The organism is Flavobacterium rhamnosi (assembly GCF_048286515.1).
GTDB lineage: Bacteria > Bacteroidota > Bacteroidia > Flavobacteriales > Flavobacteriaceae > Flavobacterium.
Window position 1 is genome coordinate 139,630 of the sequence record NZ_JBLVPS010000007.1, and the last position, 19,311, is coordinate 158,940.

The 19,311-nt window shown below is 33.9% G+C and carries 22 protein-coding genes; 8 read left to right on the forward strand and 14 right to left on the reverse strand.

What is annotated here, in order from left to right:
* The first annotated feature begins 23 nt into the window (after nucleotides 1–23).
* Nucleotides 24–665 carry a peptidoglycan-binding protein LysM gene (locus tag ACNQGN_RS08165; RefSeq protein ID WP_417987334.1) on the forward strand — a complete coding sequence of 214 codons (642 nt, stop codon included), beginning with the start codon at nucleotides 24–26 and terminating at the stop codon, nucleotides 663–665.
* 76 nt (nucleotides 666–741) lie between these two features.
* On the opposite strand, the gene ACNQGN_RS08170 is transcribed toward ACNQGN_RS08165, so the two are convergent.
* From ACNQGN_RS08170 to udk, 5 genes are all read right to left on the reverse strand, one after another.
* Nucleotides 742–1,257 (reverse strand): hypothetical protein, encoded by a 516-nt coding sequence (locus ACNQGN_RS08170; protein ID WP_417987335.1) that lies wholly within the window; start codon nucleotides 1,255–1,257, stop codon nucleotides 742–744.
* 356 nt (nucleotides 1,258–1,613) lie between these two features.
* Complete coding sequence (scpA, locus tag ACNQGN_RS08175) at nucleotides 1,614–3,752, reverse strand: methylmalonyl-CoA mutase (protein ID WP_417987336.1); 2,139 nt, start codon at nucleotides 3,750–3,752, stop codon at nucleotides 1,614–1,616.
* Between the two features lie 75 nt (nucleotides 3,753–3,827).
* Entirely contained in the window at nucleotides 3,828–5,192 is a 1,365-nt protein-coding gene (locus tag ACNQGN_RS08180; protein WP_417987337.1) for a methylmalonyl-CoA mutase subunit beta, read from the reverse strand.
* A 46-nt stretch (nucleotides 5,193–5,238) separates the two neighbouring features.
* On the reverse strand, nucleotides 5,239–5,565 hold the full coding sequence (locus tag ACNQGN_RS08185; protein WP_417987338.1) for an FtsB family cell division protein: 327 nt from the start codon (nucleotides 5,563–5,565) through the stop codon (nucleotides 5,239–5,241).
* 103 nt (nucleotides 5,566–5,668) lie between these two features.
* On the reverse strand, nucleotides 5,669–6,277 hold the full coding sequence (gene udk, locus ACNQGN_RS08190; RefSeq protein ID WP_417987339.1) for a uridine kinase: 609 nt from the start codon (nucleotides 6,275–6,277) through the stop codon (nucleotides 5,669–5,671).
* 152 nt (nucleotides 6,278–6,429) lie between these two features.
* On the opposite strand from udk, the gene ACNQGN_RS08195 reads away from it, so the two are divergent.
* The 4 genes from ACNQGN_RS08195 to ACNQGN_RS08210 all read left to right on the forward strand — a co-directional run bounded on the left by ACNQGN_RS08195 (nucleotide 6,430) and on the right by ACNQGN_RS08210 (nucleotide 8,823).
* Nucleotides 6,430–7,011: a Crp/Fnr family transcriptional regulator gene (locus tag ACNQGN_RS08195; protein ID WP_417987340.1), complete on the forward strand. Its 582-nt coding sequence runs from the start codon at nucleotides 6,430–6,432 to the stop codon at nucleotides 7,009–7,011.
* Between the two features lie 90 nt (nucleotides 7,012–7,101).
* The gene (locus tag ACNQGN_RS08200) at nucleotides 7,102–7,854 is read left to right on the forward strand and encodes a pirin family protein (protein ID WP_417987341.1); all 753 of its coding nucleotides are present in this window, start codon (nucleotides 7,102–7,104) and stop codon (nucleotides 7,852–7,854) included.
* A 51-nt stretch (nucleotides 7,855–7,905) separates the two neighbouring features.
* Complete coding sequence (locus ACNQGN_RS08205; protein WP_417987342.1) at nucleotides 7,906–8,436, forward strand: YceI family protein; 531 nt, start codon at nucleotides 7,906–7,908, stop codon at nucleotides 8,434–8,436.
* Nucleotides 8,437–8,511: 75 nt separating this feature from the next.
* Nucleotides 8,512–8,823 carry a hypothetical protein gene (locus ACNQGN_RS08210; RefSeq protein WP_417987343.1) on the forward strand — a complete coding sequence of 104 codons (312 nt, stop codon included), beginning with the start codon at nucleotides 8,512–8,514 and terminating at the stop codon, nucleotides 8,821–8,823.
* Between the two features lie 36 nt (nucleotides 8,824–8,859).
* Here ACNQGN_RS08210 and ACNQGN_RS08215 read toward each other — a convergent pair whose 3' ends face one another.
* The 6 genes from ACNQGN_RS08215 to dnaA all read right to left on the reverse strand — a co-directional run bounded on the left by ACNQGN_RS08215 (nucleotide 8,860) and on the right by dnaA (nucleotide 14,848).
* Nucleotides 8,860–9,741 carry an SDR family oxidoreductase gene (locus ACNQGN_RS08215; RefSeq protein WP_417987344.1) on the reverse strand — a complete coding sequence of 294 codons (882 nt, stop codon included), beginning with the start codon at nucleotides 9,739–9,741 and terminating at the stop codon, nucleotides 8,860–8,862.
* 72 nt (nucleotides 9,742–9,813) lie between these two features.
* Nucleotides 9,814–10,941 (reverse strand): methionine aminotransferase, encoded by a 1,128-nt coding sequence (locus ACNQGN_RS08220; RefSeq protein ID WP_417987345.1) that lies wholly within the window; start codon nucleotides 10,939–10,941, stop codon nucleotides 9,814–9,816.
* A 176-nt stretch (nucleotides 10,942–11,117) separates the two neighbouring features.
* Nucleotides 11,118–11,651: a hypothetical protein gene (locus ACNQGN_RS08225; protein WP_417987346.1), complete on the reverse strand. Its 534-nt coding sequence runs from the start codon at nucleotides 11,649–11,651 to the stop codon at nucleotides 11,118–11,120.
* A 458-nt stretch (nucleotides 11,652–12,109) separates the two neighbouring features.
* On the reverse strand, nucleotides 12,110–12,832 hold the full coding sequence (locus tag ACNQGN_RS08230) for an SAM-dependent methyltransferase (protein WP_417987347.1): 723 nt from the start codon (nucleotides 12,830–12,832) through the stop codon (nucleotides 12,110–12,112).
* A 113-nt stretch (nucleotides 12,833–12,945) separates the two neighbouring features.
* Complete coding sequence (locus ACNQGN_RS08235) at nucleotides 12,946–13,413, reverse strand: low molecular weight protein-tyrosine-phosphatase (RefSeq protein ID WP_417987348.1); 468 nt, start codon at nucleotides 13,411–13,413, stop codon at nucleotides 12,946–12,948.
* A gap of 7 nt (nucleotides 13,414–13,420) precedes the next feature.
* Complete coding sequence (dnaA, locus tag ACNQGN_RS08240; protein WP_035674283.1) at nucleotides 13,421–14,848, reverse strand: chromosomal replication initiator protein DnaA; 1,428 nt, start codon at nucleotides 14,846–14,848, stop codon at nucleotides 13,421–13,423.
* A gap of 184 nt (nucleotides 14,849–15,032) precedes the next feature.
* On the opposite strand from dnaA, the gene ACNQGN_RS08245 reads away from it, so the two are divergent.
* Nucleotides 15,033–15,437 (forward strand): acyl-CoA thioesterase, encoded by a 405-nt coding sequence (locus ACNQGN_RS08245; protein ID WP_417987349.1) that lies wholly within the window; start codon nucleotides 15,033–15,035, stop codon nucleotides 15,435–15,437.
* Nucleotides 15,438–15,466: 29 nt separating this feature from the next.
* Here the strand turns inward: ACNQGN_RS08245 and ACNQGN_RS08250 are convergent, their stop codons facing one another.
* Genes ACNQGN_RS08250 through ribD form a run of 3 tightly spaced genes read right to left on the reverse strand, consistent with a single transcriptional unit; the run spans nucleotide 15,467 to nucleotide 17,782 of the window.
* Entirely contained in the window at nucleotides 15,467–16,096 is a 630-nt protein-coding gene (locus ACNQGN_RS08250; RefSeq protein WP_417987350.1) for an IMPACT family protein, read from the reverse strand.
* 14 nt (nucleotides 16,097–16,110) lie between these two features.
* Nucleotides 16,111–16,713 carry an HAD family hydrolase gene (locus ACNQGN_RS08255; RefSeq protein ID WP_417987351.1) on the reverse strand — a complete coding sequence of 201 codons (603 nt, stop codon included), beginning with the start codon at nucleotides 16,711–16,713 and terminating at the stop codon, nucleotides 16,111–16,113.
* Entirely contained in the window at nucleotides 16,706–17,782 is a 1,077-nt protein-coding gene (ribD, locus tag ACNQGN_RS08260; RefSeq protein WP_417987352.1) for a bifunctional diaminohydroxyphosphoribosylaminopyrimidine deaminase/5-amino-6-(5-phosphoribosylamino)uracil reductase RibD, read from the reverse strand. The genes ACNQGN_RS08255 and ribD overlap by 8 nt, the downstream gene beginning before the upstream one ends.
* Before the next feature lie 115 nt (nucleotides 17,783–17,897).
* Here ribD and ACNQGN_RS08265 point away from each other — a divergent pair, with 115 nt between their 5' ends.
* Together ACNQGN_RS08265 and prmC are read left to right on the forward strand one after the other, a co-directional pair.
* Nucleotides 17,898–18,383: a GNAT family N-acetyltransferase gene (locus tag ACNQGN_RS08265; RefSeq protein WP_417987353.1), complete on the forward strand. Its 486-nt coding sequence runs from the start codon at nucleotides 17,898–17,900 to the stop codon at nucleotides 18,381–18,383.
* A 46-nt stretch (nucleotides 18,384–18,429) separates the two neighbouring features.
* On the forward strand, nucleotides 18,430–19,287 hold the full coding sequence (gene prmC, locus ACNQGN_RS08270) for a peptide chain release factor N(5)-glutamine methyltransferase (RefSeq protein WP_417987354.1): 858 nt from the start codon (nucleotides 18,430–18,432) through the stop codon (nucleotides 19,285–19,287).
* Nucleotides 19,288–19,311 lie beyond the last annotated feature (24 nt).

The following is a 19,311-nucleotide window of genomic DNA, read 5'->3' on the forward strand; positions in this document are numbered from 1 at the left end:
AGCGTTTTGAAGAAAAACAATTTATGATAAAGAAATGGTATTTTTATACAGGTTTGACAATTATTATCGCTTTTTTAAGCTCGGGTTTTAAACCCTTTAATTTAGACACCAACACTTGGTTTCTAGTTCATGAAGAAGATGGATCACACTACTTATTTCCATCCGAAAAACAAGAAGATTACACCAATTTGAATATCCCTTTTACTGGAAATTTCTTCATTGGTTTCAGAGAAGCAATCGGATATAGAGAATCTGAAAGCAAATACAAAAAAATTAATTCACTCGGATATTTAGGTAAATACCAGTTTGGTATCGAAACACTAAAAACAGTCGGCGTACATAATAGTTCCGCTTTCTTGAATAGCCCTGAAATGCAAGAAAAAGCATTTATTGCCCTTTTGGCAAAAAACAAATGGGAATTAAAAAAGGAAATTGAAAAATATGCTGGAACAATAATGAACGGAATTCACATAACGGAATCCGGAATATTGGCTGCTGCACATCTTGGAGGTGCAGGTTCAGTAAGGAAATATTTTAAAAATAAAGGCAAAAGGTATTTTAGAGATGCATATGGTACATCTATAAGAAGTTACATGAAAGCGTTTGGAGGTTATGATACGTCATTTATCGTTGCCGATATTAATGCAACAGTGAAAAATAGATAAGCTTTATTATTCACTAAAGGAATAGGCTCTCACAAATTATTTTCTGAGAACCTATTTGTTTTTATATTAAATCCGATTATTTTGATTTTAGAATTTCGCCATCAGGACGAACTACTAATTTAATAGTTTCTTTGTCTTTTTTAATCTTAACATTATACTGTTTCTTAATAACATCACCTTCCGATTGGGTATATAGAAATTGATCGTTTACAATTGCATATCCGGGATAAGTTCTGTAAATAGAATAAATTACCTCACTGGGAAGTCTCACATTTTTATATTCTTCAACTACACGAACTAATTTTCCATTTTCATCATAAGTTGCAGATAAAGTTCCTTTTTTGGTACTCATTACTAAAAGATATTCTTCAAATCCTTCATTGTCTTTTCCAAGATCATAAGCGATAAATTTTTCTTCTACCGCTCTAACGGCTTGATCTGGATTATTGTCCGGAAGATAAACTGAAAAATCTTTTCCGGCACTTTTGATTACAACACCAGGTAGTTCTTCAATTTTCATTTTTCCATCATCTTGAGAATAAGATGGTACAGTTAAACCTAAAAATAACAAAATAATAATTAAAGATTTCATGATATTTGGTTTTAAATTAATATTGAATAAGTATAATATAACGAATCGATAAATTCTAAGGCTTATTGTTTTCTTCCCTTTTTTTATATTATTGTAATTAATTGTATATCAGTATTTTAAAAAAAATAATAATTTATTTTTTTTAATAAAAATCACTTACCTCTAGTAAAATTAGTTAATTTATTTAGCCTTTTAAGTTAATGTATTCTACAATTTATGTTAAAAGAAGCCACCGTGCGGTGCTTGTTTTTAGTAGGAATAGTTGCGTGTATTTTGGATCAGAAAAGAGGTGGTTAAAAAAAAAACACCAATCGTTCGATTGATGTTTTAAAAATTGGAAGATAAGATAGGTTTATCTATTCGGAACTTTCTGTCAAAATCTCTAATATCTTTATAGCTGCCTCACTGATTTTTGTACCAGGGCCAAAAACGGCAACCGCACCGGCATCAAATAAAAACTGGTAATCTTGAGCAGGAATGACTCCACCTACAACCACCATGATGTCTTCTCGTCCGTATTTTTTTAGTTCTTCGATGACTTGAGGCACTAGCGTTTTGTGGCCAGCTGCCAGAGAAGAAACGCCCAGGATATGCACGTCGTTCTCAACCGCTTGTTTGGCCGCTTCTGCTGGTGTTTGAAAAAGAGGACCAATGTCAACATCAAAACCTACATCGGCATAACCTGTAGCCACAACTTTTGCACCACGATCATGTCCGTCCTGGCCCATTTTAGCTATCATGATTCGAGGGCGGCGTCCTTCTTGTTTCGCGAAGGCATCTGCCATTTTTTTTGCTTTTTCAAAGCTTTTGTCGTCTTTTATTTCTTTACTATACACACCGCTAAAGGATTTAATTTGTGCTTTATATCTTCCAAAAACCGCTTCGAGCGCATCACTAATTTCCCCCAACGTTGTTCTGTTTCTGGCAGCTTCAACTGCAATTTCAAGCAAATTACCTTCGCCTGTTTTTGCGCACAGCGTTAATTTTTCGAGTGATTTTTGTACCTTTTCGGTATCTCGGGTTGCTTTAATGCGGTCTAATTGTTCCAGTTGTTGTTTGCGTACCATTTGGTTATCCACATCCAAAATCTGTAAAGGATCTTCTTTTTGTAATCGGTATTTATTAACGCCTACAATAATATCCTGGCCACTGTCTATTCTTGCTTGTTTTCTTGCAGCCGCTTCTTCGATTCTAAGTTTTGGAATTCCGGATTCAATCGCTTTGGTCATTCCTCCCAGTTCTTCCACCTCCTCGATTAGTTTCCAGGCATTTTCAGCGATTTCATTCGTTAGGCTTTCTACATAATAACTTCCTGCCCAGGGATCGACGGTTTTGGTGATCTTAGTTTCTTCTTGTAAATACAGTTGTGTGTTTCTGGCAATTCTAGCGGAAAAGTCCGTCGGTAAAGCTATAGCTTCATCTAATGCATTGGTATGTAGAGATTGTGTTCCTCCAAAAGCGGCAGCAGCAGCTTCAATGCAAGTTCGAGCTACATTGTTAAAAGGATCTTGCTCTGTTAAACTCCAACCCGATGTTTGACAATGGGTTCTTAACGCTAATGATTTATCGTCTTTTGGTTCGAATTGCTTTACCAGTTTGGCCCATATCATTCTACCGGCGCGCATTTTTGCGATTTCCATAAAATGATTCATTCCGATCGCCCAGAAAAAAGATAGGCGTGGAGCGAATTCATCTATTTTCATTCCGGTGGCTAATCCCGTTCTAATGTATTCTAATCCATCGGCCAGAGTGTATGCCAACTCAATATCTGCAGTAGCTCCCGCTTCTTGCATGTGATATCCCGAAATTGAGATCGAGTTGAATTTCGGCATTTTTTTACTGGTAAATTCAAAAATATCAGCAATGATTTTCATTGAAGGAGTTGGTGGATAAATATACGTGTTACGTACCATAAACTCTTTTAGAATATCATTTTGTATCGTACCAGAAAGTAATTCCGGTGTTATGCCTTGTTCTTCGGCTGCAACGATATAAAAAGCCATGATGGGTAAAACGGCACCGTTCATGGTCATTGATACTGACATTTCGTCCAGGGGAATTTGATCGAATAATACTTTCATATCTTCAACAGAGTCAATGGCAACTCCTGCTTTTCCTACATCGCCCACCACACGTTCATGATCTGAATCATAGCCGCGATGCGTCGGTAAATCAAAAGCTATCGAAAGTCCCTTTTGACCCGCAGCCAGATTTCTTCTGTAAAAAGCATTGCTTTCTTCAGCAGTTGAAAATCCTGCATATTGTCGCACAGTCCATGGACGGCGAACATACATTGTTGCGTATGGTCCTCTCAAATTTGGTGCAAAACCAGCTCCAAAATCAAGATGGGTAAGATTTTCGATATCGTGTTCCGAATAGGTTGGTCGGAGTTTGATTCCTTCTGCGGTTAGAAATGCATTCGTCAAAGAATTTTCATTCTCAACTTGCAACTGCTGGCTTTCTAATTTAATATGTTGTAAATCTTTTCTTTTCATTTGTTAGTTCCAAAATTACACGAATTACCATGATTTTTTCAATCTTAATTAACCCAAAAAATTGAATATCGAATCCTATTCGAGATTCAATCTTTCCTGCTCCATTTTTTCTGCCAGACGTTTTTCAATTATTGGCGTAATTAGTGTTTTCCTTGGTTTTACTTTTACAAAAGGAAACAATTCCAGGTCATGTTTCATTTTATCCTGTTTATTAGGATGCTTGTTTGTTCCCAATAAAATTTCTTTACCACTATCAAATAATTGTTGTGCGGTATCGGCACTTTCCTGAATTTTTCTTTTGATTATTCCACTAGTAAGCTGTTTCAGGAAACCGCCATTAGACTCAATGTCTTTGAATAAGACCAACGCTTTCTCGGCTAATTGATTGGTGAGGTTTTCTATATAATAACTACCATCAGCGGGATTATTAACTTTGTCAAAATAACTTTCGTTTTTGAGAATTAATAATTGATTTCTAGCGATTCGGTCTCCAAATTCATTGTCTTTATGATACAAAGCATCATAAGGTAAATTTGCTATACTATCCGCTCCGCCAATTATTGCAGACATACATTCAGTCGTTGTGCGCAACATATTTACGTTATAATCATATAAGGTTTTGTTACGTTTAGTGGGTGAAACTATAATGTTGCAATCCAGGTTATGGTTGTATTCTTTGGCAATCAGATTAAAAAGCAATCGCAAAGCGCGCAGTTTTGCAATCTCAAAAAAGTAATTTGTACCAACTGCAACTTCAAAAACTATCGGTTGATCTATAGTTTCAATTCGGTTAAAATATTCATTAGCTTGTCCTAAACTATAGGCGATTTGCTGCACCATGTTTGCGCCAGCATTTTGATACAAAGCGGTATTAATACTTAATAGTGAAACCGATTTCGCTTCTTTTGAAAGTAGATTCAGTGTTTCAAAATTATTTTTTTCTTTGGTTGTAAACCAGTTTCCATCTTTGGCTAATTGGCCAATAGGATCCATATTACAAAAAATTGTAGCATTGTTTTTCTTTGCAAATGCATTAATTCTTTTAACGAAATCGATTGAGATAAAACTCAAATGAAAGTAAACTGGAGTGTTCTCTAATGGTAATTTCTCCAATAGTCTTGTAATGTCGATAGTTTCGTCTTCGATTGTAAACCGAAGGCTGTCCGCTCCACGTTTTAATGAATCCAATGCTCTTTCTATTGATTTTTCAAAATCATAAATAAATATGTTCTGACAAATTTTGAATCGGCTGGCTTTTGTACTAACTGGGTAAGCTTTTGTGAATTCATCTTTATGGTAAAAAGGTTTTACCTGAATGTCTTCGGGTGAATTCCAGACTAAAGTTTCGTTATAATCAGCTCCATTGAGTTCAAATTGGATTTTTTGCTTCCATTGTTTGGAGGAAACGGGATTGAAATCATCGAAAAGAGTAGCAGCCATTTTGTTTATTGATTATATTATGATTTGGGACAATTAAAATTTTTAATTATTTATTTTTTTCAATCGTGTCACCTTCGAATTCAATGATGTAAATATCTTCACTATCTTTTTTCATATAGTATTTCTCGCGAGCGTATTTTTCTACTTGCTCTGGATTTTTTAATTGCTTGATGTTCTCCTGATCTTTTTTTATTTCCTCTCTGTAATAAGTGGCATTGTCTTCTAAATCTTCAATTTGTTTGTCTAAAATACGATGGCCGAAGTAGGAATAGTTATCCAGAAAAATCATCCAAGTAACAAAAAACAACAAGACCCAGACGTATTTGTTGCTCAAAAATTTAAACCAAGATTTATCTTTGTATGGATTTGTCATTTTTATTTTTTTAGCCCCGCTTTACATTTCAATATTTTAGCAAAGAGTGAAGAGTAAAGCCGGAAATAGCTCCTGTTATTGATAGATTAAAATTACAAATAAATTATAGAATTTTTTGATTTATTACTGCACGCACCACATCTATAGCTACAGTGTTGTACTTGTCGTTAGGAATAATAATGTCAGCAAATGCTTTTGTTGGTTCTATAAATTGTTCATGCATAGGTTTTAATGTGGTTTGGTAGCGGTTTATAACTTCGTGCATATCACGGCCACGTTCCGCAATGTCACGCTTCATACGGCGGATTAATCGCTCGTCAGAATCAGCGTGTACGTATATTTTAACGTCAAATAAATCTCTTAATTCTGGATTTGCCAAAATTAGAATTCCTTCCACAATCATTACTTTTCTAGGATGAGTAAAAACGGTGTCGTCCGTTCTATTATGTGTTACAAAAGAATAAACGGGTTGATTAATGTTGTTTCCTTCCTTTAGTTCTTTAAGATGGGCAACTAATAATTCGAAATCAATAGCACGAGGATGATCAAAATTGATGAGTGCTCTTTCGTCGAAAGACAGCCCACGATTTTCTTTGTAATACGAGTCTTGTGAAATAATGCCTACTTCGGTTTCTGGTAATTCATTCATAATTTGATGAACAACGGTCGTTTTTCCACTTCCTGTCCCACCTGCAATTCCTATAATGAGCATAAAATATGTATTGTTTATTTATCAAAGCAAAAATAGGAATTTAATTGCGAGTGGTTTTTGTTTTTTGAGGAAATATTGCTAATTTAATATATTTATGTGCTGTTATTAATTAACATTTTTTTTTACCTTTAGTTTTCAAAAAAATAAAAACTTTGTATTCACAAATCAATAAAAACATCAGTCGATACGTCACTTTTGAGCCTGAAGAATTAAAAATTTTCAATGCTTTATTAGAGTATAAAACGGTTTCAAAGAAAACGATTATGCTTCATGAGGGGGAGATGTGTAATTTTGAAGCTTTCGTTATCAAAGGCTGCGTCAGGAAATATTATATTGATGCTAATGGTTTTGAAGTCATTCTTCAATTTGCTATCGAAAATGCTTGGGTAAGCGATATTTCTTTTAGTATTTATGAAGACGAACCAAGTCGCGTGTATATAGAAACATTAGAAGATTGTGCCTTTTTTATGTTCAGTCCTGAAACTAAAGAAGAATTATTCGTTAAAGCACCAAAGTTTGAACGTGCCTTTAGGATCTTGATGCAGCGCAGTTTGGCAGTTACGCAAAACCGACTTTTTAATACTATTTCTAAAACCGCTACTGAGAAATACCTTGAATTTCTAGAGCGCTATCCGACACTTCCACAGCGAGTCGCACAACATTATATTGCATCTTATCTAGGGATTTCTGCTGAGTTTTTAAGTAAGATAAGAACCAAAATCGCCAAACACTAAATTCTCGTTATTTTTCATTTCTTGTCCTAGTTCAATGCATAAGGTTGTTTTTTGACGCAACTTTGTATTGTAATATTAAAGAAAACAGATATGGAAAATACAGATAAAATAAAAGATGGAATAATTACTCATTCGGTTTTGCATAAAGCCAATACACGAGGTCATGCCAATCATGGTTGGTTAGAATCATATCACACTTTTAGCTTTTCGAGTTACCACAATCCGGATCGTACTAATTTTGGAGTATTACGAGTTCTGAATGACGACAGGGTAAATGAAGGTATGGGTTTTGGGAAGCATCCCCATGATAATATGGAAATTATTTCTATTCCTCTGGAAGGTGATTTAGAGCACCAGGACAGCATGGGAAACACTACTGTTATTAAAGAAGGGGATATTCAGGTTATGAGTGCCGGTACCGGAATTTTTCATAGCGAATACAATAAGAATAAAGATCAGTCCGTTAAATTTTTGCAGATTTGGATTTATCCAAATAAGAAAAATGTGACCCCTCGATACGATCAAATTACTTTAGACCTGAACGATCGTCATAATAAGTTGCAACAGATTTTATCACCGAATCCGGAGGATGAAGGGGTTTGGATTCATCAAGATGCCTGGTTTCATATTGGGAAATTTGACAATGGATTTTCGACTTCTTACGAACTGAAAAAGCCGGGTAACGGAATTTATGCTTTTGTTTTAAAGGGTGATTTTAACGTAGGTGACATCGCTCTAAATAAGCGTGATGGATTAGGAATTTGGGATACCAGTACAATTACAATCACGGCTAATTCACCCGATGCAGAAATCCTTTTGATGGAAGTGCCAATGAAATTGTAATGCGATAAATTAAAGAATAAAATAACTAATAATAATAAGAACAATAATAATATGTCAACAACTAAATGGGTAATAGACCCAACACACTCAGAAATTGGTTTTAAAGTGAAACACATGATGTTTACTAATGTTTCAGGTAAGTTTCTAAAATTCGATGCTTCGATTGAAGCAGAAGATAATGATTTTGAAAATGCAAAAATTGAATTTACCGGTGCAATTGATTCGATAACTACTGGAAACGCAGATAGAGATACTCATTTATTGAGTCCCGACTTTTTTGATGCTGCCCAGTTTCCAGAAATTAAATTCAACGCTACTTCGTTTATTAAAATTAATGAAGGGGAATATGAATTGGTTGGAGATTTAACGTTACATGGCGTTACAAAGTCGGTAAAATTAGCGGCAGAATATGGAGGATTAATGAAAGATCCATGGGGGAATACCAAAATGGCACTTTCATTAGAAGGAAAAATCAATCGAAAAGATTGGGGATTAAACTGGAATTCTGCTTTGGAAACAGGGGGTGTTTTAGTTAGTGAAGAAGTTCGATTGCATATCGAATTACAGTTTGTTAAACAATAAATTTCAAATAGAAGCAAATTCAATACCTCAAAGGGCCCTTAAATCTTTGAGGTTTGTTTTTACAAAACTGGAACGATGGAAACAGTGAATATATTATACATAGGAAGGCATCTTGAAATATTAGAAACGGTAGTCCGATTACTAAATGCTACTGATAATTGGAATGGAGTAGGTGCGATGAATGATGAGGAAGCTAAGGAGATTTTTCAAAAAAATGATTTTTCTATTGTTTTATTGGGTTGTGGAATTCAGAAAGAAAGTGAAAACGATTTGTGTGTGTTTTTCAAAAACAAAAAACCAAGTATAATAATTGTCCAGCATTATGGTGGTGGGAGTGGATTGCTGCAAAGTGAAATTTTAGTTGCTTTGGAGCGTACTATAAATTGATAAAGAGAGCGAAGTGCTCTCTTTATCAATATAATGCTATTTATTTTTCTTCGCTTTAATCATCATTTCCAACTGATCCCAAAGTTCTTCAGGAATAGCTTCCAGGATATTAAATTGTCCAGCGCCTTTGAGCCATTCACCGCCATCAATAACAACTACTTCACCGTTCACATACGCTGAGAAATCAGAGACTAAATAAGCTGCTAAATTGGCCAATTCCTGATGATCTCCAACACGTTTTAAAGGTACTTTTTTTGCCATATCAAATTTTTCGGATAAATCTCCCGGAAGCAATCTGTCCCAAGCTCCTTTAGTAGGAAATGGTCCTGGAGCAATCGCATTCGAGCGAATGCCATATTTTGCCCATTCTACAGCAAGACTTCTTGTCATCGCCAAAACTCCTGCTTTTGCAGTGGCACTTGGAACTACATAAGCGGAACCAGTCCAGGCATAAGTAGTTACAATATTTAAGATTGTAGATGATTTTTGTTTGGTGTCAATCCAGTGTTTTCCAAAAGCAAGCGTGCAGTTTTTTGTCCCTTTCAAAACAATATCAATTACAGTATCAAAAGCGTTTGCTGATAATCTTTCGGTTGGTGAAATGAAATTTCCAGCAGCATTGTTCAATAAAACATCTACTTTGCCAAAGGCTTTCAGAACTTCGTGCAGCATGTTTTCTACCTCTTCGTAATGACGTACATCACATTGAATTGGAAGACAAGTTCCGCCCGTTTCAGTTTCTAATTCTAAAGCAGTATTTTTTAGTTTTTCCAAGTCTCTCGATGTAATTGCAACCTGAGCACCTAACTCCAGGAAATATTTAGTCATTGCTTTTCCTAAGCCGCTTCCGCCTCCGGTCACAACAATCACTTTTCCTTTTAGAGCATCGTCACGTAACATTTTATCTGTATAACCCATATTTTTATATTTTTTTTATGTAAATATAATAAATTAAATAGTATGCATGCATAATAAATAAAATAAAAGCTTTTAAATAGCACACAATCTTTTAGCAGCTTCTTTCAAAGTTGCATTGTCTTTGGCAAAGCAGAAACGAATTAACTTCAGATCTTTTCCATCAGCATAAAAAGTAGAAATTGGAATGGCAGCGACACCATGTTCAATGATGAGACGCTTGCAAAAGTCAACATCATTTTCATTTGAAATAGCGGCATAGGAAGCAACCTGAAAATAAGTTCCCTCGCAGGGCATGAGTTTGAAACGACTCACTTTTAATAATTGTCGAAAATAATCTCGTTTTTCCTGATATAATTTTCCTATTTCTTCTACTGAAACCAAATCCAAATAGTCACTAATGGCAGCCTGACAAATACTATTTACGCTAAAAACTAAAAACTGATGCACCTTTTTAATTTCCGTCATTAAGTGTAAAGGCGCTACCAGATAACCCACTTTCCATCCCGTTACATGGAACGATTTGCCAAAAGAGGAAATCATCACACAGCGATTTAATAACTTCTTCTGAGTATGCGCTGAAATATGTCTTTCTTCAAAAGTAATGTATTCGTATACTTCATCTGAAAGGAGTAAGATGTCAGGATGTTTTTCTAAAAGTGTTTCCAATGCTTTAAAATCGAATTTATTCAAGATTTTCCCCGTCGGATTGTGGGGATTGTTGATAATAATTATTTTCGTTTTTGAAGTACATGCCTTTTCGATCATTTCCCAGTTCGGAGTATAATCATCGTTTAGTGCTACCCGAACCGGGAAAGCATTACAAAGTAAAACCGGAGCCTCATAGCAATCATAACTTGGATCTAATATTACTACTTCATCATTAGCTTTTACCAAAGCCAGTATAGTAGTGAAAATTGCCTGAGTTGCGCCAGCAGTTATCAGTATTTCTGTTTCAGGCTGAACGATTCTGCCGTATGAGTTATTGATAAGTGTCGCGATTTTTGATAATAGTGGCGGGTATCCCGACATCGGAAAGTATTGATGTATATTTTCTTTGGCAAGTTTGGCTACGATATCAGTTAATCTTTCATTAACAGGAAAATTTGGGAAACCTTGTGATAGATTGATTGCGTTATGTTCATTTGCCATTTTAGACATTACAGTAAAGATACTCGTGCTGATATTTGGTAGTTTACTCATAAAATGATTTTAATTTATTATGTTATAAAAGTACTGGTTTAATCACAATTTTGATTGAACTATTAGTATCAACTAAAAATACTTGCTTACGCTGTAAAACTTCAAGATAAATAGTTGGATTTGTTTCAAAAAAAAAGCTACCCGAACGATAGCTTTTACTTTATAGTTATTTGGAATTAGATTCCTTTTACAATATCTCCATTTGCATTGACAACTAATTTTTTAGTTTCTTTATCTTTTTTTATTCTGAGATTATATTCTTTTTTAACTATATCACCTTCTTTTTGAGAATATAAAAATTTGTCATTTACAATTTTCCATCCAGGGAAAGCTTTGTAAACAGAATAAATTACACTACTGGGAAGTCTTACATTTTCATAGTTTTCTACAACACTTGTTAATTTTCCATTTTCATTATAAGTAGCAGATAAAGAGCCTTTGTCAGTCTTCATAACCACTAAATAGGTCTCATATCCTTCGTAATCTTTCCCCAAATCATAAGCTATAAACTCTTCTTCCAGAGCTCTTACATCTTTATCTGGATTTCTATCTGGTAAATATACAGAAAAGTCTTTTCCGGCACTTTTAATTACAACTCCTGGTAATTCTTCTATTCTTATATTTCCATCTGTGGAGCTATTCTCTTTTTCTTGAGAATAAGACGCAGTGATTATGCTTAGAAATAACAGAACAATAATAAAACGTTTCATGACATTAAGGTTTTTAAATTATAATCAAGTCAGGCTACTATTATGATTAAAATATATATGTCAAGGTTATAATTGTATGACCCTTTTTGTTTTTTTTAGATTTTTAAAATCATAATAGTTTAAAAACATTAGCGGTTTTGCTTTTTTGAATTTTAAATCAAAAAACGATATTGGGCACTAGTAAAATTAGTGTTTTTTTTAAAGTGAGAGGGTTAATTTTTTCTGTAAATAACGTTAATATCAGAGGAGGATTTGTCATGATTTTTAGCAAGAAAATCCTCTTGTGCACTATGAAATAAAGAGGAATTGTCGTTTTTATTTCCAATAAGGAATAAACTTTCGGCACGTGCTATTTTTGCTATTTATGCAGTGTAGCTGTTTTGTAACGTCTGATTCTGGTATGTTGATTTTTTAGAGCAACGCTTTGGCATGACTTTAAATTCTAAAATCTGGGGGGTCTACATTTTATGAATTATAAAAATAGTAGGACGATTGTGTAAATCCACTTGTGTTTTTTTCCAATCAGAGGCTCGCATAGTTTTGATATATTCTGTTGGCAAAGTAATATCCGTTGCAATACAAAGATAGGTTGCAGGGTTTAAGGCTTGTAAAATATCCTCCAACATTTTATTGTTTCTGTAAGGAGTTTCTATAAAGATTTGGGATTGGTTTTTGTCTTGAGAAAGTTTTTCCAGCGTTTTAAGAGCCATTTTCTTTTCTCCTTTTTCTATTGGTAGATACCCATTAAATGTAAAACTTTGTCCGTTCATTCCAGAAGCCATCATCGCCAAAAGAATAGAAGAAGGGCCTACAAGTGGAACAACTTGTATTCCTTTTTCATGTGCCAGTTTTACAATTACTGCGCCAGGATCAGCAACGCCAGGACAACCAGCTTCACTCATTAATCCTACATTTTTCCCTTCTAATAAAGGTCTGATGAAATCCAGATGCTCTTTAGTCTCGGTATGTTTGTTTAAAACAAAAAGTTTGAGCTCCGATTGTTTCTTTTCGGGACTAACTCCTTTGATAGATTTTCGGGCTGTTTTTTCGTTTTCAACAATATAATAATCAATAAAATCAATACTTCTTTTTATGGTTTGTGGCAAGACATCCATAGGATTACTATCTCCCAATGTAGTTGGTATTAAATAGAGTTTTCCTAAAAGAGGGATTGATTTCATCAGTTTGGTTTTATGTTTTTAAAGTAAATTGTTTGTTAAATTTTTTTGGAACCGGAATTACTTTTTTTAATAGAGAATAAATTCTTCGAAAATTAATTTTTGAAGCCGATAGATTATTGATGTTTGGCTATTAATTTTTTAGCAATAAGCTCACAAACTTCATCAAGCATATTGTAAACTATTTCGAATCCGTTTGGTAAACCAAAAAAAGGATCAGGTACATCTACATTCTCATTTGGGAATAATTCATTCAAAATAAGATGCACTTTTTCTTTTTGATCTTTAGTCTCAGCCAATGCAACAACATTCTCGTAATTAGAATTATCCATTACAAAGATATAATCGTAAGTGTCAAAATCAGATTTGCTGAATTGTCTGCCTTCTTGATTTGAAATGTTTATTTTATTTTTTTTCGCAACAGCAATGGAGCGAACATCTGGTGAATGACCAATATGCCATGGACCTGTTCCTGCTGAATCAACTCTAAATTTATTTTTTGGGAGTTTTGAAGCTAATATACCTTCGGCTAAGGGAGACCGACAAATATTTCCTAAACAAACCATTAAAATTTTTATAGACATGATGCTCTTATAGCGTTAATTTTTTATTGATATCCTCAACAAATTTTTTGAATTGTTTGTCGGTAGCAACTAAATTGTCAACGGTTTTGCATGCATGTAATACTGTAGCGTGATCTCTATCTCCAATTTGTGAACCAATGTTCGCCAAAGATGCTTTTGTGAATTTTTTAGCAAAAAACATAGCTAATTGCCTCGCTTGCACAACATGCCTCTTTCGAGTTTTTGATTGTAGGGTTTCTAAGTCCAATTGGAAATAATCGGAAACAATTTTTTGAATGTAATCGATAGAAATTTCTCGCTTTACATTTTTCACAAATTTTTCAACAACACTTTTAGCCAGTTCTAAAGTGACTTCTTTTTTATTGAAAGAAGATTGTGCAATTAGGGAAATGATTGCTCCTTCTAATTCCCGTACATTTGATTTGATGTTACGAGCAACGTATTCGATTATTTCTTCCGGTATTTCTACACCATCTCTATACAATATGTTTTTGAGGATAGAAATTCTGGTTTCATAATCCGGTTGGTGCAATTCTGCAGACAATCCCCATTTGAAACGAGATAGTAAACGTTGTTCAATGTCTTGCATGTCAACGGGTGCCTTGTCAGATGTCAAGATTACCTGTTTGCCATTTTGATGCAAATAATTGAATATATGGAAAAAGACATCCTGAGTTCCTGATTTTCCAGAAAGGAATTGAACATCATCAATAATTAAAACATCAATTAATTGGTAGAAGTGGATGAAATCATTTCGGTTATTTTTCTTTACCGAATCAATATATTGCTGCGTGAAAATCTCAGCAGAGATATACAAAACGGTTTTTTCTGGATATTTGTCTTTTATTTCCACACCAATAGCATGTGCTAAGTGGGTTTTTCCAAGACCAACTCCTCCAAAAATTAATAATGGATTAAATGAAGTTCCTCCTGGTTTATTGGCAACAGCCATACCAGCAGAACGAGCTAATCTATTAGAGTCTCCTTCAAGAAAATTATCAAAACTGTAATTTGCATTAAGTTGTGATTCAATTTTTAAATTGCGAATTCCTGGAATTACAAATGGATTCTTTAATTCCGGATTTAGATTTTTAAATGGAGCATCAACTTCTTGGGGCTTCATAGGTACTCTATTAGCACTTGGCAATTGTTCCGTAAACGGTTGTTTGTTGCCATAAGTGTTTTCCATTCTGATTTTATAGAGTAACTTTGCATTTTTTCCGAGTTCTTTGGTAAGAGCCACTTTTAATAATTTTACATAGTGTTCTTCTAACCATTCGTAGAAAAATTTACTTGGAACTTGAATATATAATGCGTTATCGGTAAGTTCAACTGATTTGATTGGTTCGAACCAAGTTTTGTAAGCTTGATCCTGAATGTTGTCTTTTATAAAAGACAAACAGTTTTCCCATACTGATTGAGCAGTTTTGTTCATATATTCTGTTAAATTATTTTTATTCGGTAATTATTATCTTACTAAAAAAAGTGTGAAAATCTATTGTTTTTCGGGGTAACAAATATGTGAACAAATTTCTGTAAAAAAAAATATATTGGGTAATAATTTTACGAATTATTGTTGTAAGGCGCTTTTTAAATTTATAATTTTTAATACATAATTAATGAAAGATCATCAAATTCAAGTTCGTGTACGTTACTCAGAAACGGACCAAATGGGCGTTGTATATCATGGAAATTATATCCCCTATTTTGAGATAGGAAGGGTGGAATGGCTTAGAGACAAAGGGATTTCATATAAAAGCATGGAAGAAAGTGGTATTGGGTTGCCGATTGTTTCGATGAATATAAATTATAAAAAATCGGCTCGGTATGACGAGTTGCTAACCGTTCATACAACTTTTAAATCACAGAGCTCTGTAAAGATTGAATTTGATTGCGCTATTTATAATGAGTCTGATGAGTTATTAACAACTGCCCAATTTATTTTGGTTTTTGTGTCTCTAAAAACAGGTCGTCCAACAGCTCCTCCAGATTATATTTTAGATTTGTTAAAAAGGATAGAATAAATTATAAAAACAGTAATTTCAAGCAGAAATTAGAGTCGTTTTATATCGATTTCAAACATCAGATTAAAAATGTCGAATACCATTTCGGCATTTTTTTTTCTGGTTTTTAGCTCTATTTTGCCAATTGGAAGTCCTGAATCTTCGCTTATTTCCATTTCTTGGGTTACAATTTCTAACCTTTTCTCCTTGATTACTCTCATTACTTTATTCATATTTTTATAATCAAATGAGATTGAAAAATGAATATTTATGGTTTTTTCGATTATTCTACAAGTTTCAAGAACCGTTTGTGCAGTAGTTTTATATGCAGATATCAATCCTCCAACGCCTAATTTTACGCCACCAAAAATTCGAACAACCACAATTAATACATTGGTTACAGAAAAAGACTGAATTTGCCCGTAAATAGGGGTGCCTGCAGTGTTGCTGGGTTCGCCATCATCATTGGCTCTATAGGTTACAGTATCGGTGCCGATTTGGTAAGCATAACAGAAATGTCCTGCATTGGGATGTTGTTTTCGTAAAATTTCGATTAGTGGTTTTACTTCGTCTTCCGATTCAATGGGGTAAGCATAACCAAAGAATTTACTGTTTTTTTCTTTGAATAATACTTCTGAAGAAGGAAATTCAATAGTATTGTAAGTGTCTTTAAATTCCAAAAGAATAGTGTTTTCTAAATTATTTTTTTGTCAAATAAATTAACGACATCTTCTTTTCCAACTTGTAAATTCCAGACTTGAAACCCTAATGCGAGTGCCGCATCCGTATTTTCTTTTTTATCATCAATGAATAAAGTGCGTTTTGGAGCCAAGTCATGTTTGTTTGCCAGGTAATTGAAAATTTCCGGATTGGGTTTTCTCATTTCTACCTCAAATGAAAAATATACTTTCTCAAAACATTGATAAAAATCGCTGTAAAATGAAATCCCATTTTTTTGCTCAAAAGTTTCTATGTGGATGGAATCAGTGTTGGACAATAAAAACAGGCGGTATTTTTTGGAAAGCATTTGAAGGAATTCCAATCGGTACAGTGGAAAATCAAGAAGAATCGCATTCCAGGCTGCTAAAATTTCTTTTATAGAAGCATTTGGAACGTGTTTTTGAATACCAAGAAGGAATTTTTCACGCGAGATCTGACCTGTTTCAAACTGAATATTTAAATAATCTAAGTCTTCATTCCACTCGGATAAGCCTAGTTTTTCTAAGGCATCCATAGTAGCTTGTTTATCTAAATTGATAAAGATATCCCCAAAATCAAAAATGATAGCGTTAATCATGGTTTCTAGAAATTATAAGTTCATCATTTCCAATCGAATATTTTTCGAACGGATTTTTATCTAATATTGGGGCTTTTGTACCTGCAGTAAATTGAACGTTTCCAATAAAGATTCTCGCTTCATCCCAGAGATTGGTATCAATAAAAGTCTGTATGGTTTGTCTTCCGCCTTCAATAATTACGGATTGAATTTGATGTTGATATAGCGCTTTTATTATTTGTTTTGCTATGTTTTGTTCAAAATCAATTACTTCAAAGATAGTGTTTTCTTTTTCAATTTTTGTTTTCGATTTTGAAAATAGGATAGTTTTAATCTGATTGTCAAATATGTGACTGTCTTCGGGAATACGATTGTTTTGGTCTATAATCAAACGAATTGGATTGTTTCCATGCCAATCTCGTGCATTTAGCTGTGGATTGTCATCAATAACGGTTTGCGTACCTACCAGAATTGCTTGTTCTTCGGTTCGCCATTTGTGTACTAACTGTCTTGAATAAACAGTTGTAATCCAAACCGGTTTTTTTTTAGTATCGCTCTGTTTCGAAATTTCGGGATAACGAAGAATCTTTTCAGGGGCAATAAATCCATCTTGACTTTCGGCCCATTTTAAAATGATGTAGGGTCTTTTCTTTTCGTGGAAAGTAAAAAAGCGTTTATTCAATTCATGACATTCTGCTTCCAGAACACCAACAGTGACCTGTATTCCGGCCTCAATAAGTTTTTTGATTCCGTTTCCTGCGACCTTTATATTTGGATCGACAGTGCCAATAACCACATTTGGAATTTTATTTTGGATTATCAAATCGCAGCAAGGAGGTGTTTTTCCAAAATGACTGCAAGGTTCCAAACTCACGTAAATAGTTGCTTTTTTTAAAAGAGATTTGTCTTTTACGGAATTTACAGCGTTTACTTCGGCATGTGGCTCTCCAGCTTTTTTATGCCAGCCTTCACCAATGATTTTGTCCGCGTAAACAATTACGCTGCCGACTAAAGGATTAGGATAGGTTGTGCCTAAGCCATTTTTGGCTAATTCGATGCAACGTTTGATATATTTTTCATGTCTTTTCACAACACAAAAGTAGTTATTTTTGAGTTTAGCCCGAATCTTCGGGATTATTTTGGATCTTTCAAAATTAGTACTAAACAATTTCTACTTTTGTATCTAACATCAGAATAGAATAAAAATGGAAAGTTTCAATATTAGAAAAATAAAAAAAGAAGATAATCAAGCGGTTGCGCAATTGATACGTGCCGTATTTGATGAGTTGAACATTCCCAAAATAGGAACTGCTTACGAAGATCCTTATTTAGATTTAATGTTTGAAGAGTATAATAAACCCAAATCTGTTTATTACGTTGTTGAAAAAAACGGAAAAATTATCGGTTCAGCTGGAATAGCTCCGCTTGAAAATGAAACGGAAATTATTTGTGAGTTGCAAAAAATGTATTTTCTTCCGGAAACTCGTGGCTTAGGAATTGGCAGCCAAATGATGTCAATATGTTTGCAAAGCGCAAAAGATTTTGGTTTCAAAAAATGTTATCTTGAAACCATGCCGTTTATGCATGATGCCCAAAAATTATACAAGAAAGTAGGGTTTGAATATATCTGTTCCCCAATGGGAAGTACCGGTCATACTAGTTGTCCCGTTTGGATGTTGAAAGATTTGTAAGTTATAAATTAACGGTATTAATTCAGATAACCCAGATACTATTAAAATGAAAATAAAAGAATACAGAGCCCAATTTATTGAGGAACTCACTCCGATTTATGATGTGGAAGAAGCCGAGAGCTTTTTCTATTTGATTTTAGAAGAAAAGAATCAGCTCAAAAGAATTGATTTGGCATTGCATCCTGATTTGGTTTTTTCGCAAGAGGAAATGACAATTTGGAATTCTATTTTGGAACCATTAAAAATGGAAATTCCAATACAATACTTATTAGGGAAAACCAGTTTTTATGGATTGGATTTTGAAGTCAATGAAAATGTTTTGATTCCAAGACCGGAAACTGAAGAATTAGTTGAATGGATTATTAAAGCTACTTCAAAAAGCGAAAAATCGCATGCTTTGAAAATTTTGGACATAGGAACAGGAAGTGGCTGTATTGCTATATCATTGGCTAGAAATATTCCTAATGCAAAGGTTTTTGCAATAGATGTCTCTGAAAAAGCTTTGACTACAGCCAGAAAAAATGCTGAAATCAATAGTGTAAAAGTTACTTTTATAAAGAAAAATATTCTTGAAGCTGAGGATTTAGAGCAGCAATTTGATATCATTGTTTCTAATCCTCCTTATATTCGAAATTTAGAAAAAGTTGAAATAAAGAAAAATGTTTTAGATCACGAACCTCATTTGGCTCTTTTTGTAGAAGATAATGATGCGTTAATTTTTTATAAAAAAATTGCTGATTTAGCTCAAAAAAACCTTTTGCCAAACGGACAATTGTATTTTGAAATAAACCAGTATTTAGGGAAAGAAATGATTGCTTTGCTGGAAAAAATGAATTTTAAAAACATTGAACTACGCAAAGATATTTACGGGAATGACAGGATGACAAAGGCAGATATGAAATAAGAGATTGCTTTAAGAATGACAAAC